This window comes from Gordonia sp. NPDC003422, from assembly GCF_053588675.1.
The window spans coordinates 63,380-79,987 of the sequence record NZ_JBSFQL010000010.1; the positions used below are offsets into that span (position 1 = coordinate 63,380).

A 16,608-nucleotide genomic window follows, 5' to 3' on the forward strand; every position below is an offset into this window, starting at 1 on the left:
TGGTGGTCTCGACCAGCGGTGGGGGCGGTGGTGGGTCAGATCTCCCGGCGGTAGGGTTCGCAGCCGTGTGGCGCCTTCGGGGGTTCGCGGTACTCGAGGGGTGGGATTTCCATCGCCACGGGTGCCGATTCCAGGGTGAACTTCTCACCGTGGTGGGCGAGGTCGATGGGCGGTCCGGAGAGCAGCCGGTAGGTGGCGTGATCCTTGTCGATCGCGACGACGATCTTGGAGTCGCGCACGATCATGCGGAACGACAAGTAGGTGAGCCGGCTCGGTAGCCGCGGCGCGAACGTGATGTTGCCGCCGAAGTCGCGCATCCCGCCGAACCCGGCGACGCAGTCGGTCCACGCCCCGGCGAGGGCCGCGATGTGCAGACCGCTGTTGACGTTGTTGTGCAGATCGTGCAGATCGGTGAACACCGATTCGGCGAGCAGGTCGTAGGCGAGATCGAGATATCCCACCTCGGCGGCGGTGACCGCCTCACAGCACGCCGACAGCGACGAGTCGCGCACGGTCAGCGGGTAGTAGTAGTCGAAATTGCGCAGCTTCTGTTCGGGCGTGAACGACGACCCGAACAGGTAGGTCGCGAACACCAGGTCGGCCTGCTTGACCACCTGCTTGCGATAGAGGTCGTAGTACGGGTAGTTCAGCAACAGCGGGTAGCGGCCGGCCGACGACTCGAAGTCCCACGCGCCGAGCAGGGTGAACGACTCACACTGCTGGTGCACGCCGAGCGCCTCGTCGTAGGGGATCGTCATGTCGTCGGCACACGATTCCCAGTGTGCGGCTTCGGCATTGGTGACACCGAATTGCTCGGCCAAATCGGGTCGACGATGGACCGCGGCCACCGCGTCACGCAGATTCTGCTGCGCGGCAAGGTTGGTGAAGGTGTTGTTGTTGACGACGGCGGTGTACTCGTCGGGTCCGGTCACACCGTCGATGCGGAAGCGTCCGTTGGCATCGTGATGTCCGAGCCCGGCGAACAGTCGCGCCGTCTCCACGAGAATCTCGACGCCGCACTCGGTTTCGAACTGCTCGTCATGCGTCGCGCGTAGGTAGCGGCCGGTCGCGTTGGCGATGTCGGCCGACACGTGCACACCGGCGGTGCCCGCGGGCCAGTAGCCCGAACACTCGTCGCCGTTGATGGAACGCCACGGGAACATCGCCCCGCGCTGGCCGAGTTCGGCGGCGCGGCTCTTGGCCTTGTCCATGGTCGCATGCCGCCATCGCAGTTCCTCGCCGGCCGCCGCGGGCACGGTGTAGGTCAGCATGGGCAGGATGAAACTCTCGGTGTCCCAGAAGGTGTGGCCGTCGTATCCGGGTCCGGTCAGACCCTTCGCCGGGATGGCGCGGGACTGCCCGCGGGCGCCGGCCTGCAGGACGTGGAACAGGGCGAAGCGCACGGCCTGTTGCAGTTCGGGGTCGCCGTCGATCTCGACGTCGGCGTCTCGCCAGAACTCCTCGAGGTAATGCACCTGATCGGCCTTGAGGGAGTCCCATCCCGTCTCCATCGCCATGGCGAGCGCGGCGTCGACCTGGGCACGGAGCGCGGGCACCGAACGTCGCGCCGACCACCCGTAGCCGATGTACTTGGTGAGCGTGATGCTCTTGCCCTGCGGCACATTCGCGGCGATGGTGAGGCGGGCCAGGTCCGCGTCGGCGCGGATGAACGTGTCGGCCTTGTCCGGGAAGTAGATCTCGTGGTCCATGCCGGCGGCGATGTGCAGGCCAGACTTCTTGGTGTGGTGGACCAGCATGCCCCAGTAGTTGCGGCATGTTGCGAGATCGGAGACCAACGGCGCGTCGAGCGCCGCGGCCAGACGTGGATCGTTGCCGGGCGCCGGAACCGGTTCGTTGGCAAGCAGATCGGACTGCAGGACCAGCTTCATGTCCTCGCCGATGGGCTCGACCTCGTAGCGGATCGCGGCGATGGTGCGCTTGGTGAACGACACCAGCCGCTCGGATTTGATGCGCACGGTACGACCGGTCGGCGACGTCCACAGCGTATGTCTGCGCAGGGTTCCGGTCCGGAAGTCCAGTACCCGCTCGTGAATTTCGGTGCGTCCGTAGCGAAGATCCATCGGCTCGTCTTCGACGAGCAGCCGGATGATCTTGCCGTCGGTGACGTTCACCACCGTCTGGCCGGATTCCGGGTAACCGTAACCACTTTCGGCGTAGGGCAGGTCACGTAGCTCGTAGAAGCCGTTCAGATAGGTGCCCGGATGATCGACCGGCTCACCCTCCTCGAATGTTCCGCGCAGCCCGATGTGTCCGTTGGACAACGCGAACAGCGTCTCCGTGGCCCCGAGCATGTCGAGTTCGACTCCGGCCGAACGCTTGAGCTGCCAGGGATCGATCTCGAAGCCGAAGCCGCTCTCCTGCGGCGAGTGGCCGCTCATGCGGGGAGCAATTCGTCGAGATCGCCGACGACGACGCTGGCTCCGGCCGCACGCATGGCCTCGGTCTGCGCACCGTCATGCCGGTCGATGGCGACGACGAACCCGAATTGGCCTGCGTGACCGGCCTGCACGCCCGAGATCGCATCCTCGAACACGGCGGCCTGCGCCGGCGGGACACCCATCAGTTCGGCGCCCAGCAGGAACGAGTCGGGAGCGGGCTTGCCCGCCAAGCCTTTCTCGACGATCTCGAGGCCGTCGACCCGGACCTCGACGAACTGTGACAGGTCGGCTGCATCCAGCACGGCTGCTCCATTCTTCGATGACGTCACCACGGCGATGCGCAGACCCGCATCGCGTGCCGCGTTCAGATAGCGCACAGAACCCGGGTAGGCCTCGACACCCCCCTCCGACAGTGCGGTCAAGAACATCTCGTTCTTGCCGGTGCCGATGGCGGCAATCGTGTCGTCGTCGACGTCATCGATGGCACGCGAGTGCAGAAAGGCGCGGACGCCTGCCTCGCGCGGACGCCCGTCGACATAGTCGAGGTAGTCCTGATCGGTGAACTCGACGAAGTCGGGACTGTCCGTCCCGCCCGCCCGTTCGGAGAGGAAGTCGTCGAAGGCCGTCTTCCATGCCTTGCGGTGCAAGACCGCTGTGGACGTGAGCACACCGTCGAGATCGAACAGTGCCACCGAGATCGCTTCTGGCAAACCCAACACGCTTGGCAACGCTACCCGTCCGACGCCGCTCTGGCGCGGTTAGCGCGTGTCCTGGCGTTCAGGCCGAAGTCGCGGCGGGTTCGGAGTCGTCGTCCCAGAAGCCGATCGACTCGAGTTGGGCGATCAGACGATCGCGCGCGTCGGCGAATCGGGCGTGGATCTCGTCGCGGATACCGCGGACATCGCCGGTACGCAGTTGCTCGATCAGCAGGCGGTGGCTCGTCACCGCCTCGCGTCCCCAGGTCTCGTCGCCGGAGTACAGCTCGAACGGGTTGTACTTGCTCGCGGCGTACTGGAACCATGCCAGTTTCTTGCTGTTCGCCATCAGGTGCACCTTGCGATGAAAGGCGAACTCGCCGGCGAGCACGCGGTCGGCAAAGCCTGCGTCGACCGCCCGCTCGAGGTCGTCGACGATGGCGGACAGCTCGGCAAGATGGCGTTCGATGTCGGGCGTGTCGACGGCGTGAGTGGCCAGCCGCGACGACAATTCCGCCTGCATCCAGAAGATGTCGACGATGTCGCCGCGGTCGAGTGGTTCGACGATGAATCCACGGTGCGGTGACGAGCGGACCAGTCCTTCGCCGCGCAGGGTCACCAGCGCTTCACGAACCGGAGTCACACTGCAGCCGAGTGCCGACGCGGTCTCGTCGAGCCGGACGAAGTCACCCGGCCGGAGTTGTCCGGTCATGATCCGGTTGCGGAGGTAGTCGGCGACCTCGTCGGTCAGTTGGGTACGCCGAAGGGACGCGGGGCTCATGTGCGGCTCCGTTGGTTCAGGGGGTCGTGATACACGGAGTTCTCTTTCAGTCGCGTGACCGCCTTGGCGGCCTTGCGCTTGCCGTGGCGACGTCGGGAGGGGCCAGGCCAGCACGCTTGCTTCCACCGTACTGTCCGGACGGCTCTTCGGAAGCGAACATCGTGTGCGGGGGTCCACTCGATGCCGTAGATCGATCGAAGTTGTGCGCCGGCCATGCCCCAGGTGATCAGCCGGACGCGCGGTATCTGGCGCACATGTCGCCAGGGTAGGGAGTAGGTCGAGAAGACCTGCGTCGCGACATCGCCCGGGGTGGCCGTCTCCGGCGGGTCGGCCGGGTCCGACCGTGGACGATGCGCCGGGTAGTCGCCCTCCATGTAGGCGACGTAGGAGCGCAGGGCGGCGACGTCCACCGGCCAGTCGCCCACCTTCATCTGCAGCAGCGTGCCGACCGGGAGGAACTCTCGGTAGAGCTGCTCGATGACGTCGTCGTCGAGCGGGGAGACGAACAACTGGTAGGTGTCGACGATGCTGACGAACCAGGTCGAGGCCACCCACAGCTGGTGGCCCGGATCGAACGCGGGGCGCCGACGACCATCCGGATGACCCGCGGGTACGCGGACATCGGCGTGGATGCGGTTGACCTCACGGACCAGCGGACGAAGCACCTCGTCGTCGCCCGAGGTGGCCAGACGCAAGTAGTTGATGGTGCCCGCCCAGCGTCGGGCCCCACGCATCCCGTAGACACCGCTTTCCACCTCGGTGGGAGCGATGTCGTCATGGGCGAGCTGCATGAGTGCTGCACGCGGCCACATCAAGTAGATGACCGGTTCGTTGAGCACCCGCTGCAGGTCGGGTCTCGACCTGGTTCGCAATGTCAGTACTCCGGGTCCTCAGACCATCGCCCGGTCGTGCTTCATGCGGAAACGCAGGTCGCGCATCAGCATTCGGCTGCCACCGAAGCGGATCGACTTGGGCAGGAACTTGTTGACCACCGACACGAAGGTGAACAGGTGCTGGAACCGACGGCGGTCGTCCTCGGTCCATTCCAGACCGAGCTGGTCGCGGTAGATGGGCGGCAGGGTGCCGATGGTGAGGAAGCGCAGCAGGTTCACGAACGGCAGCCGGATCATCGGGTTGATCATCCGCAGGTCGACCAGGTCGTTGAGGAAGTCGCAGGTGGTGTCGTCGATGACGATGCGCTGGCAGGCCACGTTCCAGTAATGGTCGAATTCCTTGCGGCTGGCCGGCCACATGTCGTCGGGGACCTGCAGCGTGGTGCCCAGGGTCTTCGACGACTGGTAGAACTCCTCGGCTTCTTCCTCGTTCATGACGCCGTGCAGCAGCTGGTGGGTGTCTTCGATGCCGACGAACAGGCAGGCGGCCACCCACATCTGGAGTTCGCGGTTGAAGGCGTTGTACTTGACCGGGCTGTTGGCGTCGGACTTGACGTGCCGGTGGGCGGAGTTGACGGCCTCGCGGAACGCGGCCTTCTCCTCGTCGGTGCCGAGGATCGCCACGGCCAGGTACTGGCCGGTGGTGCGGGCACGCTTCCAGGGATGTTTGACCAGCGACCCGGATTCCACCTTGGACTCCATGACGCCGTAGGCGACCTCGGGCCAGCCGAGTTGCATGACGACGTTGGCGGCGCCGCCGGCGAAGGACCAGAAGTCGATGGCCTCCTGGATGCGCGCCGGCTTACGCAGACTGGTGGAACGACGTTTGCGGGTGTCGATCTCGATCCGTGTTTTGGCGGTGGTCAACTCGGGGACGGTCTCGGTGAGAACGGGCAGGTAACTAGCGGCCATCGTCGTTCCTTTCTGTGTTCTGCGGTGGGTGGTGACGCACTATTCGGTTGTGATCACTTCGTCTGGATGTCGTCGACCAGCCAGTGGCCGTTGGAGTTCTTGAGCTTGACCACCATGCGGTAGGCCTGGGTCTTGCCGGTCGGTGCGACCACGTTGCGGGCCTGCTGGTCGACGAACAGCATCACGGTGGCGTCGGTTGCGCTGACCTGCTCGGCCGCTGCGTGACTGACGGTTGCGGTGGCCTCGCCCTTGCCGTCGGTGACGATCTGGGTGAGGTCGGTGACCATCTGGCTGTACTTGGCGGCGAACTCGGGGGTCGACATCGCCGCGATCGCCGCACGGTTCTTGTTCAGGTCGCGATAGTCGAAGCTGGACAGCTTGATCGCGTAATCCTTGGCGGTGTCGATGGCCTCGGCGGTGCTCGGCGCGGCCGCGCTCGAGGCGTCGTCGTCGGAGAGGAACTGATAGGCGAAGAAGCCGACCACGCCGATCAGGATGACGAACAGCAGGCTGACTGCACTGATGATCAGCGCGCGGGGCCGGCCTCGCTCGGGCGCAACGTCGCTCGAAGTGTCGGTGTCGGTGTCGGTGTTGTGGCCCACGGTCTTCGAGTCTCGTGTGGCGCTCGGCCGTTTGGCCTGCTTGCGCCGCGCGACCGGGGCCGTGCGTGCGGCAGCGCTCTTCTTGCCGCGGGGCGTGTCGGTCTCGCCGGTTGCCCCGGTGTCGTTCTTCTCAGTGTCCTTCTTCTCGGTGAGAGAGGTTGTATCAGTTGCCACTTCGTGCCCTTTCTAGAAGCTCTTGCCACCACTGGAGAAGTTCGACGCCGTTCGGGATGAGAAGCGGGTCGGCGACTGCGGGCGGCCCGGAAACCCCGCCCGGGGTGGTCATGTTGGTCGTTCCGAGTCCATTGGGTCGCGGTGCGTTTACCGCCCCGCGCTGTCCGTAGCCGTTTCCGGGCGGGCAGTAGCGGGTGAGATTGGGTGCGGTGACGGTGAGATCGCCGATCGCGCTGCGCGGTACGTCGTAGAACATGCACACCGGCCCCTGCGTGCCGATGAGGGCGAAGTCGGCGCGGTTGCCCTTGACGATCGATCGCAGGTCGAGCAGCCCCTGCGGAATCGTGTTCAAACCGGTTGTGAGCGCGGCATTTCGGTCGCTGATGATCGGCTCGACGACGGCCAGGTTGGCGAGCACACCGCCGAAGGTTCCGCGGTAACGATCGAAGAGAGTGCGGGTGCGCGCCAGGCTCTTCGGTCCGTGGTCGAGCAGGTAGACAAAGGTCGGCTGGTTGGCGTCGAGTTGGTCGGTGAAGTTCGCCACCGACCGCATGCCCGACTCGAAGGCCGCCGTGTTGTTGCTCATCGCGCCGAGCACGCTCAGCAGGTCGTCGAAGAGACCACGCAGGATCGGCGCATTGCGGTTGACGAGACTGGCGAGCGCGCTGCCGTTGCTGACGAGCTTGGCCAGCGCCTGATCGTTGTGATTGAAGGCGGCATAGAACTCGTTGCCGAAGGTGCTCAGATGGCCGGTCCCGATGCTGCGCAACACCGATGCGGCCTCGGTGATGATGGCGTCCATCTGCTTGGGCTGCAATTGCTGTGGGGCCTTGATGCTGTCACCGGATTTGAGGAACGGCGGCTCCTGGTCGGGCGTGATGATGTCGACGCTCTGGATGCCGGCCATCGAGGCCATGGTGACCTGCATGACGGAGTCGACCGGGATGAGGGTGTCGCCCCGGACGGTGAGTTCGATGTCGGCACTGTCGCCGGTGTCACTGAGGGACACCGATTTGACGGTGCCGATGTCGACGCCGCGAAGCGTGACCCCGGTGCCCGGGGTGAGGCCGAAGGCGTCGACCATGGTGGCGTGCAGCGTCATCTTGTCGCGCAGCCCCTCGGGCCCGGACACGAAGGTGATGCCGTAGGGGATCACCACGGCGGACAACACCAGGAAGATGATGAACTGCAGGGTTCCGGTGCGCGGCTTGGGCATCCGGTGGCGGCGTTTGGTTCCCGAGGGTGTGGTGTGAGTCATCGCGGGGCTCCTGGCCGGGTCGTCGTCGGGCGGGCCGGACTCGGTTGCGGTGTGGCGGGGCGATTGGCGCGAGCCTGCTTCTGAGGCCGCCCGAGGCCACCGGTGAGGGCGTCCTCGAGCTGCTTGGGTGTCGGCAGCGGCTGGCCGCTGAGCAGCAGCCCGCCGGTGAGGATCTGGTCGATGCCGCCGGGGATGTCGAGTGCACCGTCGAAGACGAGGTAGTCGCCGCGGATGGCCCGATTGAAGTTGCGCATGAACGAATTCATGTTGTTCAGCGTGGTGCCGACCGTCCCGTTGAACGCGGCCAACGACTGCACCAGGATGTTCGCGTTGGCGACCATCGTGTTCAGCGACGCCTGACGTCCCTTGACGACGGCGTCGAGATTGACGGCTAGCGTGGTGGTGTTTCGCATCAGCGATGCGACCTGATCACGCTGTGCGGCAAGGACTCCAACGGCGGTCGGCGCCTGCTGCAGGAAGTCGTCGACGACGGTTCGCTGGCTGACCAGCAGGTTGCTGACCTCGGTTGCAGCGGCGATCGCCGCGTTGAAGTCGTTGGTGTACACCGACGATCGGGACAGCAGCCGGTTGAGTGTGTCGATGAGATCGCCGACCTTGTCCGACCGGTTCTCGAACGCCGTGTTGAGGCTGTTCATCACCGACTGCAACTGGCTGACACCGCTGCCGCCCAGGATGTTTCCGAGTGCGGCCAGGGTGCTCTCGATCTGTGGGCCGACCGACGTCTGGGCGAGCGGCAGGTGTGAGCCGTCGCTGAGTTCGCCCTCGGGATCCTTGGGTGCGCTCAGCCGGATGAACGGAGTGCCCAGGGCCGACGGCAATTCGACGGTCGCATTGGTGTTGGCGGGCAGCGTGGTGCCGTCCTCGAGCGTCATCGTGATCTCGGCGTGGTTGCCGTAGAGGCCGATGTCGGTGACCCGTCCGACGATCTGCTGACCGTGGCGCACGTCGGCGCCCGACACCACTCCGTCGGCGGTGATCAGTTCGGCGGTCACGTCGAAGGAGTCGCCGCTGCCGGCACCCAACGGGAGATCCTGCAGTCCCGCCGAGCAGGCGGACAGCGGGATCGTCACGGCCGCTGCGAGAGTCGCGACGCGCAGTGCGGTCTTACGCCCGGCCATCAGTTCCCACCCCTCGGTGCTGGTGTCCCATTCCCTGGTGTCACTGCTGGGGGCCGGACGGGCAGCGCACCGCCGGTGATCGCCGAGACGATGCCCAGCGGATCGGACGAGCTGATCGGGAAGGCGATCGGGTTGGTGAGGCCTGCCCCGATGCAGATCGGCATCGGGAACTGATCGCACAGCGGCTTCAGCTTCTTGAACTGGGCCAGTGTGGTGGAGATGTTGAGGCGGATCCGACCACGACGGTCGGGGCCGATGGTGCTCGACAGGTTCTGCATCATCAGCGGTGCGAGATCCATGAACTCGGCGAGCCCGGCCTTGTTGGCGACCAGGGTGTTGCCGAGGTTCTCGAGGTTCTCGGCGACCACGCCCACGTCGTTGCCGTGTTGCATCACGAAGCCGTTGATCTGGTCGAAGACGATCCGCAGGTCGTTGATGGGTGTGGTGATGTCCTGGTTGGCGCCGGCCCACTGCGTGGACAGTCGGCTCATCGCCTCGACCAGGCCCGTCAGCGACACCTGCTTGGAGCGGAAGGTCTGCATGAGCTGATTGAGGCTCTCGATCAGATCCTGCAGATCCTCGGTGCGTGCGCCGAAGACGCCGGAGGCCGACGCCAGGCCCGTCATCATGGTGCCGAACTGTTCGCCGCGTCCGTCCCACGACTTTGCGGTGGCGGCCAAGAGCGTGCCGATGCCGTTGGGGTCGTTGTTGTTTGCGCCGCCCGGTGCAGGGCCCATGATCTTGGTCAGCGTGCCGATGCTGTCGAGCAGCTGGTCGAAGCTGATGGGGGAGTGGGTGTGTTCCATCGGGATGGTGCCGCCGTCGGGGAACTGCGGTCCGCCGGTGTAGGCCGGGCCGAGTTCGAGGTGGCGGTCGCTGATCACCGACGGATTCAGCACGTACGCCTGGACATTGGCGGGCAACTTCACGTCGGCCGGCATGCTCAGGGTGACGTTGACGTGGTTGCCGGCCGGCTCGACGGTCTCGATGCGGCCGATGTGGACGCCGAGCACCGTGACCTTGGAGCCTTCGTAAAGACCGTTGACGAAGGCGAATTCGGCATGCACGGTTCGGGTGTCGGCCTTGTCGACAAAGACGTACCAGTAGCCGGCGACGAGCGCGCCCACCAGCAGCAGTGCCATGAAGATCTTGCCGCCGTGGGTCTTACGCCGGCGTACTTCGCGAACTTGACGGAAGGTCATCAGCGGCACCCCTGCATCGCACCGAGCAAACACAGCATGTTGTCCGGGATCACCGCACTCGGCGACACCACGTCGGCCCAGTTGCCGTTGCCGGTCGCGTCGGTGATGGTCCGGATGGCCGGTGGCAACTGCTTCATGATGGCGTCGATGGTGGTGACGTTGGCGCTCAGCGTGCCGGTCACCGACTGGATATTCGTCACGAGTTGCCCCATCGGGATCTTCGGGAAGGTGGCGGCCATCTGGGCGAGAATGGTCCGGAGGTTGTCGACCAGGCGCGTCAGCACGATCCGGCGCACCGCGAGGGTCTGCACGATCAGCTGGGTGCTCGAGAAGGCACTCGCCACCGAATCACTCTGCTGCGCAGTCACTGTCGCGAGCCGCTTGGAGATGGCGAGCAGCTGGTCGATCTGCGTGCCGGTCTGGGTGATGGCCGCGGTGGCACCGGCCGCACCGGCGATCGACTGATCGAGGGTGTCGCCGTTGGGCACGATCTGGTTCATGGTGGTGATCATTGCGCGCACCGCGTCGGAGTCGATGTCGCGCGAGGTGTGCACCGCCGCGCTGGAGATGTCGTCGAGGTTGTACGGAACCGTGGTGCGCGACAACGGAATCGTGTTGTCGGGACCCACCTGGCCGGAGCCGGCCGGGATGATCTCCAGGTAGCGCTTGCCGAGCACGGTCCGCAGTCGCACCGTGGCGCGGGTCTGGTTTCCGAGCGGCTGGCCGTTGTCGAGGCGGAAACCGACCCGCACCTTGTCGCCGGCCAGGTCGATCGACTCGATGCGGCCGGCCGGAACACCTGCCACCAGAACCGGATCGGCGGTGGTGAGGCCGGAGGCGTTCTTGAGTTCGGCGGTGAACGGCGAGGTTTCGGCGTGGTACTTGAGCTGCGGGACGCCGAGGGCGATCAGCATGAGTGTCAGCAGGGTGATGATCCCGGCGGTACCCAGCACGGCCGCCGACGCACCCTGGGCACGCTTGTCGGACTTGAAGACGAACTCCAAGATTCCGACGAAGACGTCGATGAGTCTGACCAGAAACACGGGCTGGGCTCCTACTTTCTTTCCGGCTGTCGGCTGATGGGCAAGTCGTTGGTGGTCACGGGTTGTCGCATTCGCTCACATGCAGACCGGCGAGTGCTGCGGACCGAAGATGTTGGCCTCCAGGTTGAACGCCTTGAGGGTGAAGTTGCAGAGGTAGAGCATCATGAAGCCGCCGTAGCGTCCGCTCTGGTTGATCTTCTGCGCGAGCACCGGGAACTGTTTGAGGAATGTCGTGAACTGCGGGGTGTGGGCGACCCAGGTCGAGGTGACACCTTCCAGGCCGGTGAGGGCCTGCTGGAAGTTGCCGCCGGCCGACGTCATCATCTGCGCCAGTGAGGACACCGCGCGGTCGCCACTGGTGAGCAGGGCCGCGAACTGTCCGCTGTCGCCGACCACCGCCGACGTCAACGAGCTCAGCCCGTTGAACAGCTGGGTGAGCTGCGGGTTGTGTGAATCCATCGTGCCCATGAGCTCGTTGAGGTTGGTGACGAGCTGCGCGAAGATCGCGCTGTTGGCCGACAGATTCGATCCCATGCTGCCGATTTGCTTGAGCAGCAACTGGACCGAACCCTGGCGACCCTCGAAGGTGTCGACGAAGCCGCGGGCGAGTTCGTTGACCTGCTTGGGATCCAGCGCGGAGAACAGTGGCTGGAATCCGTTCATGAGAGCGGTCAGGTTCACCGGTGCCGACGTCGCTTCGACCGGGATGTCGGTGCCGTTGCGGCCCGGCTGTCCCGGACGAGCCTGGGAAAGCGCGATGTAGCGGGCGCCGAGCATGTCGCCGTACCGGATGGACGCGTGCACCTGCTGGGGAAGGCTGACGTCTTGCTGGATGTCGACCTCGACGTCGGCGAGCGCGGTGCCGTCGGGCTGCGGGCTGAACTCGATCTTCTTCACCCGTCCGATCCGCACGCCGGACATGGTCACCGGGTTGCCTTCCAGCAGGCCTTCGGCGTCGGTGAATTGGATGCTGTAGGTCGTCGTCGGACCCGAAACCGGAACGCGCAGAGTGTTGCTGACGATCACGGCCGCGATGATGCCGATGATCACGAAGGACATCGACTTGACGACGGTCACCCAGGACAGGCGGGTCATCGCACCCTCACCTCGTTTCCGCGGAGCATCGGGCCGAGCATCAATGTGGTCGCCGGGTTCGGGGTCGCCGCCACCGGTCCGCCGCGCAGCTGGGTCTCGAGCCCGGCCAAGGTGGGCGCTTCGGCAGCACCGTCGATGACGGCGGGTCCGGTGAAGCCGGACGGTGTGTAGCCCGGCCGCGCGGTCTGCCGAGGCGACAGCAACGGTGGGTTGGGGGCGCCGGGCGCGCGCACCGGACCGGTACCGAGGCCATTGCCGGCGCCGAAGCACTGCTGGCCGCGCAGGTTCACATACGTCGGGCAGTTGGCGGCCGTGTACGGCATCGGTTGCGAGAACGTCGGTACCGCAGTGATGTTGAACCGTCCGCTGGAGAAAAGGATGGTGCCGGCGGCACCGAACTTGGCGGCCTCGGTGACGGTGTCGGTGATGCCCGACGGGTTCTGCGCGACGGTCGACAGGATGACGTTCGTCGAACTCAGCACCGTGATGAGGTTCTTGCGCTGCTGCGCGATGAACGGGGCGACGCTCCCGACGAAGCCGGAGGCCGAGGCGAGGAAGGCGCCGAGGTTCTCCTGGTGTTCCACGATCCCACGGGAGATCGAGGTGGTCGACTGCAGGGTCCGGGTGATCGATGGTGTTGCGCGACGCAGGCTTTCGACGACGGCACGGAACCGCGGCGTCGAGTCGATGAATCGGTTGATGGTCGATTCGAGTTCACGCGACGCCTGCCACCAGTCGTCGATCATGATCCCGAGATCTCCACCGCTGGTACCGATTGCCTGCGAGACCGCGGCAAGCGCGATGTTCATCTTCTCCGGCTGCACTTCGGCGAGGACGCTGGAGAGCTTGCTGAAGATGTCGTACAGGTTGATCGCGTCGGGTCCGGCGTCGATCTTGATCTCGTCACCGTCGCTGAGCGACTCGGTGGACCCGGCCGGGGCCAGCGAGTTGTCGACGAGCTGAACATAGATGTCGCCGAAGAACGTTCGGGGAAGAACCCGCATGACGACGGTGCTCGGGATCTTCGACAGTTCGTCTTCTTTGATGGCGAGACTGACCTGCGACGACGTTGTGCCGGCGTCGATCGAGCTGATCTCGCCGACCTTGACGCCGTGGTAGCGCACGGGTGCGCCGGTGGTGATGAGACCGGCCTCGACCGGCACCTCGGCGTGGATCTCGGGTTCGGTCTCGAGAACGCCGGTGCTTCGGGCCACCATCCAGATGGCGAAAGTGCCCACGAGGACGGTCGCGATGAGGGCACGCAGGATGTAGGACGTGCGGGACACGGGATTTCCGGGCAGCATGACCGACATTTCAGATTCCGAATCCCGGAATCTGCGGGACCAGGCCCCAGAGTCCGAACGTGAAGATGACGTCGAAGATGCCGATCGCGAGGATCGACGTGCGCAGCGCGCGGCCGGCGGCCTGGCCGACACCCTCGGGTCCGCCGGAGGCGAAATAGCCATAGCTGCAATGCACGAGCGCCACGATGGCGGCGAAGACGATCGCCTTGGTCGCCGAGTAGAGCAGGTCGGTGGGGGTGAGGGCGAGATGGAAGAAGTAGTCGTAGGTGCCCGAGGATTCGCCGTTGTACCAGACGACCACGAGGCGGGTGGCGATGTAGCTCGCCAGCAGGCCGACCATGTAGATCGGCAGGATGCAGACCATCGCGGCGATCATGCGGGTGGTCGCGAGGAACGGGATCGACCGGATGGCCATCGAGTCCAGCGCCGCGATCTCGTCGGAGATGCGCATCGCGCCGACTTGTGCGGTGAATCCGGTTCCGACCTTGGCGGCCAACGCAATTCCGACGACGACGGGCGCGAGTTCGCGGGTGTTGGCGATCGCCGCGAGCATGCCCGACAGCGAGGTCATCCCCACCAACTGGAGTCCGCGGTAGGTCTCGACACCCAGCATCATGGCCGCGGCGAGTGACATGGCCAACACGATGCCGAGGGTGCCGCCGCCGGAGAGCAGGGACTTGGAACCGAAGGTGACCTCGGCGATCTGGTTGAGCACGTGCTTGCGGTAGTGCACCAGGGTGAACGGGATCGCGATGATCGAGCGCCAGATGAAGGTGACGAACTCGCCGAGCCGGACCAGACCGGACGTGAACTGTTGCAGCCGAGCCGAAGTGCGGCGCTGGACGCGCAAGGAGAAGTCTGCGGAAACCATCAGTACGCTCCCACCGCCGGGACGATCACCGTGTACAGCTGCGACAGGATCGTGTTGAAGATGAACACCAGCGCGAAGGCGATGACGACGGCCTCGTTGACCGCGTCGGCAACACCGCGTGGTCCGCCTCGGGCGTGTAATCCCTTGAAGGTGGCCACGATTGTGGATGTCAGCGCGAAGATGGTCGCCTTCACCAGCGCCATGACGAAGTCCGAGAAGCGTCCGTACTGGCTGAAGGTCGCCATGAAAGCGCCGGCGGGCAGGTGCTGGACGTAGATGTGGTAGAGGTAGCACGCCCCGACGCCGGTCACGGTGATCAGTGAGCACAGCACGAGCGAGACGATGATCGCGGCCAGGATGCGCGGCGCGACGAGACGCTCGATCACGTTGAGCCCCATGACTTCCATCGCGTCGATCTCTTCGCGGATCTTGCGGGAGCCGAGGTCGGTGCAGATCGCGGAACCGGCGACACCGGCCATCATGAGCGCGCAGACGAGGGCCGAGGCCTGACCGACGATGACGAAGGCGACGACCGCACCGGAGTATCCGCCGGCCCCGATCCGGCCGGCGAGTTCACCGACCGAGACGGCGATGAAGACACCGACGGGAATCATCAGCAGCAGCGACGGTCCGGTGCTGACCCGTCCGATGAAGACGGTCTGGTTCAGCGTCTCGGCGATCGACAGTCGACGTCGAAATGTGGCGACGACGAGGGCCCCGATGGCCTGGAGTGCGAATCCAAGAGTGTGGCCGGCCTCGTTCGCGAGATCGCGGACCGGCCCCTTGGATGCGGGCAGCTCGAACGCCAATGTGACCCCCTGTCATCGTGCGCGCTCTTGAAGCGGCGAGACGGGTCGCACCTACTGCGTATGGTGTGACCCGCATCGCAACGGAAAGCTATCGTGTTTCATATATGAAATCAACTCCTGAGTTGGTCGATCGACCAGAATTGGGGTTCACGCGGCTCCCTGAGGTGCTCGAGGCGCTAGCTTTCGCCGCTCCCTGAGGTGCTCGAGGCGCCAGCTTTCGCCGCTCCCTGAGGTGCTCGAGGCGCTAGCCGAGAGCCTCGAAGGGGCCTGGTGAGACGACAATCTGAGCTCACCAGGGGCTTCGAGGCTCGTCGCTATCGCTCCTCGCACCTCAGCCATCGGGAGGGGCCTCCTCGCACCTAGCCATCGGGAGGGGCCTCCTCGCACCTCAGCCATCGGGAGGGGCTTTCTCGCACCTCAGCATCGGGAGGGGCTTTCTCGCACCTCAGCCGTCGGGTGGGGGCTTCGTGTGGCCATCGGGTGGGCGGCTCGCGCCCGAGTCATCGGGAGTCTCGTCCGAAAACCGGTGGCCCCGCCGCCAGCCCATACCGCAGGATGACGACTCATGAAGAGACGTTTCGCGCAGGTGGATGTGTTCTCGGCGGTCGGCACTCTCGGCAATCCGGTCGCCGTGGTGCTCGACGGGGATGGACTGACGCCCGACGAGATGGCGGCGTTCGCGCGGTGGACGAACCTGTCGGAGACGACGTTCGTGCTGCCTGCCACCGACCCGCCTCATGCTGATGTTGCCGCCGACTACCGGCTGGTGATCTACACGCCGGGCGGTGAGTTGCCGTTCGCGGGTCATCCGACGCTGGGGTCGGCGTTCGCCTGGCTCGCGGCCGGTGGGTCTTCGCGTAGGGAACGGATCGTTCAGGAGTGCGGAATCGGCCTGGTCGAGATCCGGGAGGAGGCGGGGCGGTTGTCGTTTGCCGCGCCGCCGTTGACCCGGTCGGGCGCGGTCGATGCAACAACGGTCGACGAGGTGTGTGCGGCTCTGGGCGTCGGGATCGACGAGGTCTCGGATGCGCAGTGGGTCGTCAACGGGCCGGAGTGGATGGTCCTGCGGCTGCCGTCGGCCCAACGCGTGCTGGACGTGACACCGGACATGGCCGCTCTCGGCGATCACCTCGTCGGGCTGGTCGGCGCCCATCCGGTGAACGGCGACGCGGCGATCGAGGTGCGGGCATTCGGGCCCGGCGTCGGGGTGCCCGAGGATCCGGTGACCGGCAGCCTCAATGCCGGCATCGCGGTCTGGCTTCGCGCCACCGATGCCGTGCCGTCGCAGTACATCGCGACCCAGGGCGCCGCGCTGGGTCGCGCCGGCCGGGTGCACGTGGACGACGACGGCACCGACATCTGGATCGGTGGTGACTGCATTCGGGTCATCGACGGAACGGTCGACATCTGACTCTGTGACATCGTTGGGTT

General features: G+C 65.6%; 15 protein-coding genes. 1 reads left to right on the top strand and 14 read right to left on the bottom strand.

Annotation, left to right across the window (positions count from 1 at the left end; genetic code table 11):
• Window positions 1-35: 35 nt before the first annotated feature.
• From ACWDTF_RS10660 to ACWDTF_RS10725, 14 genes are all read right to left on the bottom strand, one after another.
• Window positions 36-2,399, bottom strand: coding sequence for a glycoside hydrolase family 65 protein (locus ACWDTF_RS10660; RefSeq protein WP_240856453.1), 2,364 nt, complete (start codon window positions 2,397-2,399; stop codon window positions 36-38).
• Window positions 2,396-3,118, bottom strand: coding sequence for a beta-phosphoglucomutase family hydrolase (locus tag ACWDTF_RS10665; RefSeq protein WP_240856454.1), 723 nt, complete (start codon window positions 3,116-3,118; stop codon window positions 2,396-2,398). The genes ACWDTF_RS10660 and ACWDTF_RS10665 overlap by 4 nt, the downstream gene beginning before the upstream one ends.
• 58 nt (window positions 3,119-3,176) lie before the next feature.
• On the bottom strand, window positions 3,177-3,875 hold the full coding sequence (locus ACWDTF_RS10670) for a GntR family transcriptional regulator (protein WP_240856455.1): 699 nt from the start codon (window positions 3,873-3,875) through the stop codon (window positions 3,177-3,179).
• Window positions 3,872-4,714 carry an oxygenase MpaB family protein gene (locus tag ACWDTF_RS10675; protein WP_355278994.1) on the bottom strand — a complete coding sequence of 281 codons (843 nt, stop codon included), beginning with the start codon at window positions 4,712-4,714 and terminating at the stop codon, window positions 3,872-3,874. Before ACWDTF_RS10675 ends, ACWDTF_RS10670 begins: the two co-directional genes overlap by 4 nt.
• A gap of 51 nt (window positions 4,715-4,765) precedes the next feature.
• Window positions 4,766-5,680, bottom strand: a complete 915-nt coding sequence (locus ACWDTF_RS10680; protein ID WP_240856457.1) for an oxygenase MpaB family protein — start codon at window positions 5,678-5,680, stop codon at window positions 4,766-4,768.
• A gap of 53 nt (window positions 5,681-5,733) precedes the next feature.
• Window positions 5,734-6,456: a hypothetical protein gene (locus tag ACWDTF_RS10685; protein WP_355278998.1), complete on the bottom strand. Its 723-nt coding sequence runs from the start codon at window positions 6,454-6,456 to the stop codon at window positions 5,734-5,736.
• On the bottom strand, window positions 6,446-7,714 hold the full coding sequence (locus tag ACWDTF_RS10690) for an MlaD family protein (protein ID WP_240856459.1): 1,269 nt from the start codon (window positions 7,712-7,714) through the stop codon (window positions 6,446-6,448). Before ACWDTF_RS10690 ends, ACWDTF_RS10685 begins: the two co-directional genes overlap by 11 nt.
• Window positions 7,711-8,853, bottom strand: a complete 1,143-nt coding sequence (locus ACWDTF_RS10695) for an MCE family protein (RefSeq protein WP_355279001.1) — start codon at window positions 8,851-8,853, stop codon at window positions 7,711-7,713. Before ACWDTF_RS10695 ends, ACWDTF_RS10690 begins: the two co-directional genes overlap by 4 nt.
• On the bottom strand, window positions 8,853-10,055 hold the full coding sequence (locus ACWDTF_RS10700; protein WP_355279004.1) for an MCE family protein: 1,203 nt from the start codon (window positions 10,053-10,055) through the stop codon (window positions 8,853-8,855). The genes ACWDTF_RS10695 and ACWDTF_RS10700 overlap by 1 nt, the downstream gene beginning before the upstream one ends.
• Window positions 10,055-11,098 (bottom strand): MlaD family protein, encoded by a 1,044-nt coding sequence (locus tag ACWDTF_RS10705; protein WP_355279007.1) that lies wholly within the window; start codon window positions 11,096-11,098, stop codon window positions 10,055-10,057. Before ACWDTF_RS10705 ends, ACWDTF_RS10700 begins: the two co-directional genes overlap by 1 nt.
• A 75-nt stretch (window positions 11,099-11,173) precedes the next feature.
• Complete coding sequence (locus tag ACWDTF_RS10710) at window positions 11,174-12,193, bottom strand: MlaD family protein (RefSeq protein WP_355279010.1); 1,020 nt, start codon at window positions 12,191-12,193, stop codon at window positions 11,174-11,176.
• Window positions 12,190-13,506 (bottom strand): MCE family protein, encoded by a 1,317-nt coding sequence (locus tag ACWDTF_RS10715; protein WP_355279012.1) that lies wholly within the window; start codon window positions 13,504-13,506, stop codon window positions 12,190-12,192. Before ACWDTF_RS10715 ends, ACWDTF_RS10710 begins: the two co-directional genes overlap by 4 nt.
• A 1-nt stretch (window position 13,507) precedes the next feature.
• Window positions 13,508-14,368, bottom strand: coding sequence for an MlaE family ABC transporter permease (locus ACWDTF_RS10720; protein ID WP_240856465.1), 861 nt, complete (start codon window positions 14,366-14,368; stop codon window positions 13,508-13,510).
• Window positions 14,368-15,177 (bottom strand): MlaE family ABC transporter permease, encoded by an 810-nt coding sequence (locus ACWDTF_RS10725; protein ID WP_355279015.1) that lies wholly within the window; start codon window positions 15,175-15,177, stop codon window positions 14,368-14,370. The genes ACWDTF_RS10720 and ACWDTF_RS10725 overlap by 1 nt, the downstream gene beginning before the upstream one ends.
• A 565-nt stretch (window positions 15,178-15,742) precedes the next feature.
• Here ACWDTF_RS10725 and ACWDTF_RS10730 point away from each other — a divergent pair.
• Window positions 15,743-16,588: a PhzF family phenazine biosynthesis protein gene (locus ACWDTF_RS10730; RefSeq protein ID WP_449754356.1), complete on the top strand. Its 846-nt coding sequence runs from the start codon at window positions 15,743-15,745 to the stop codon at window positions 16,586-16,588.
• Window positions 16,589-16,608: the final 20 nt, after the last annotated feature.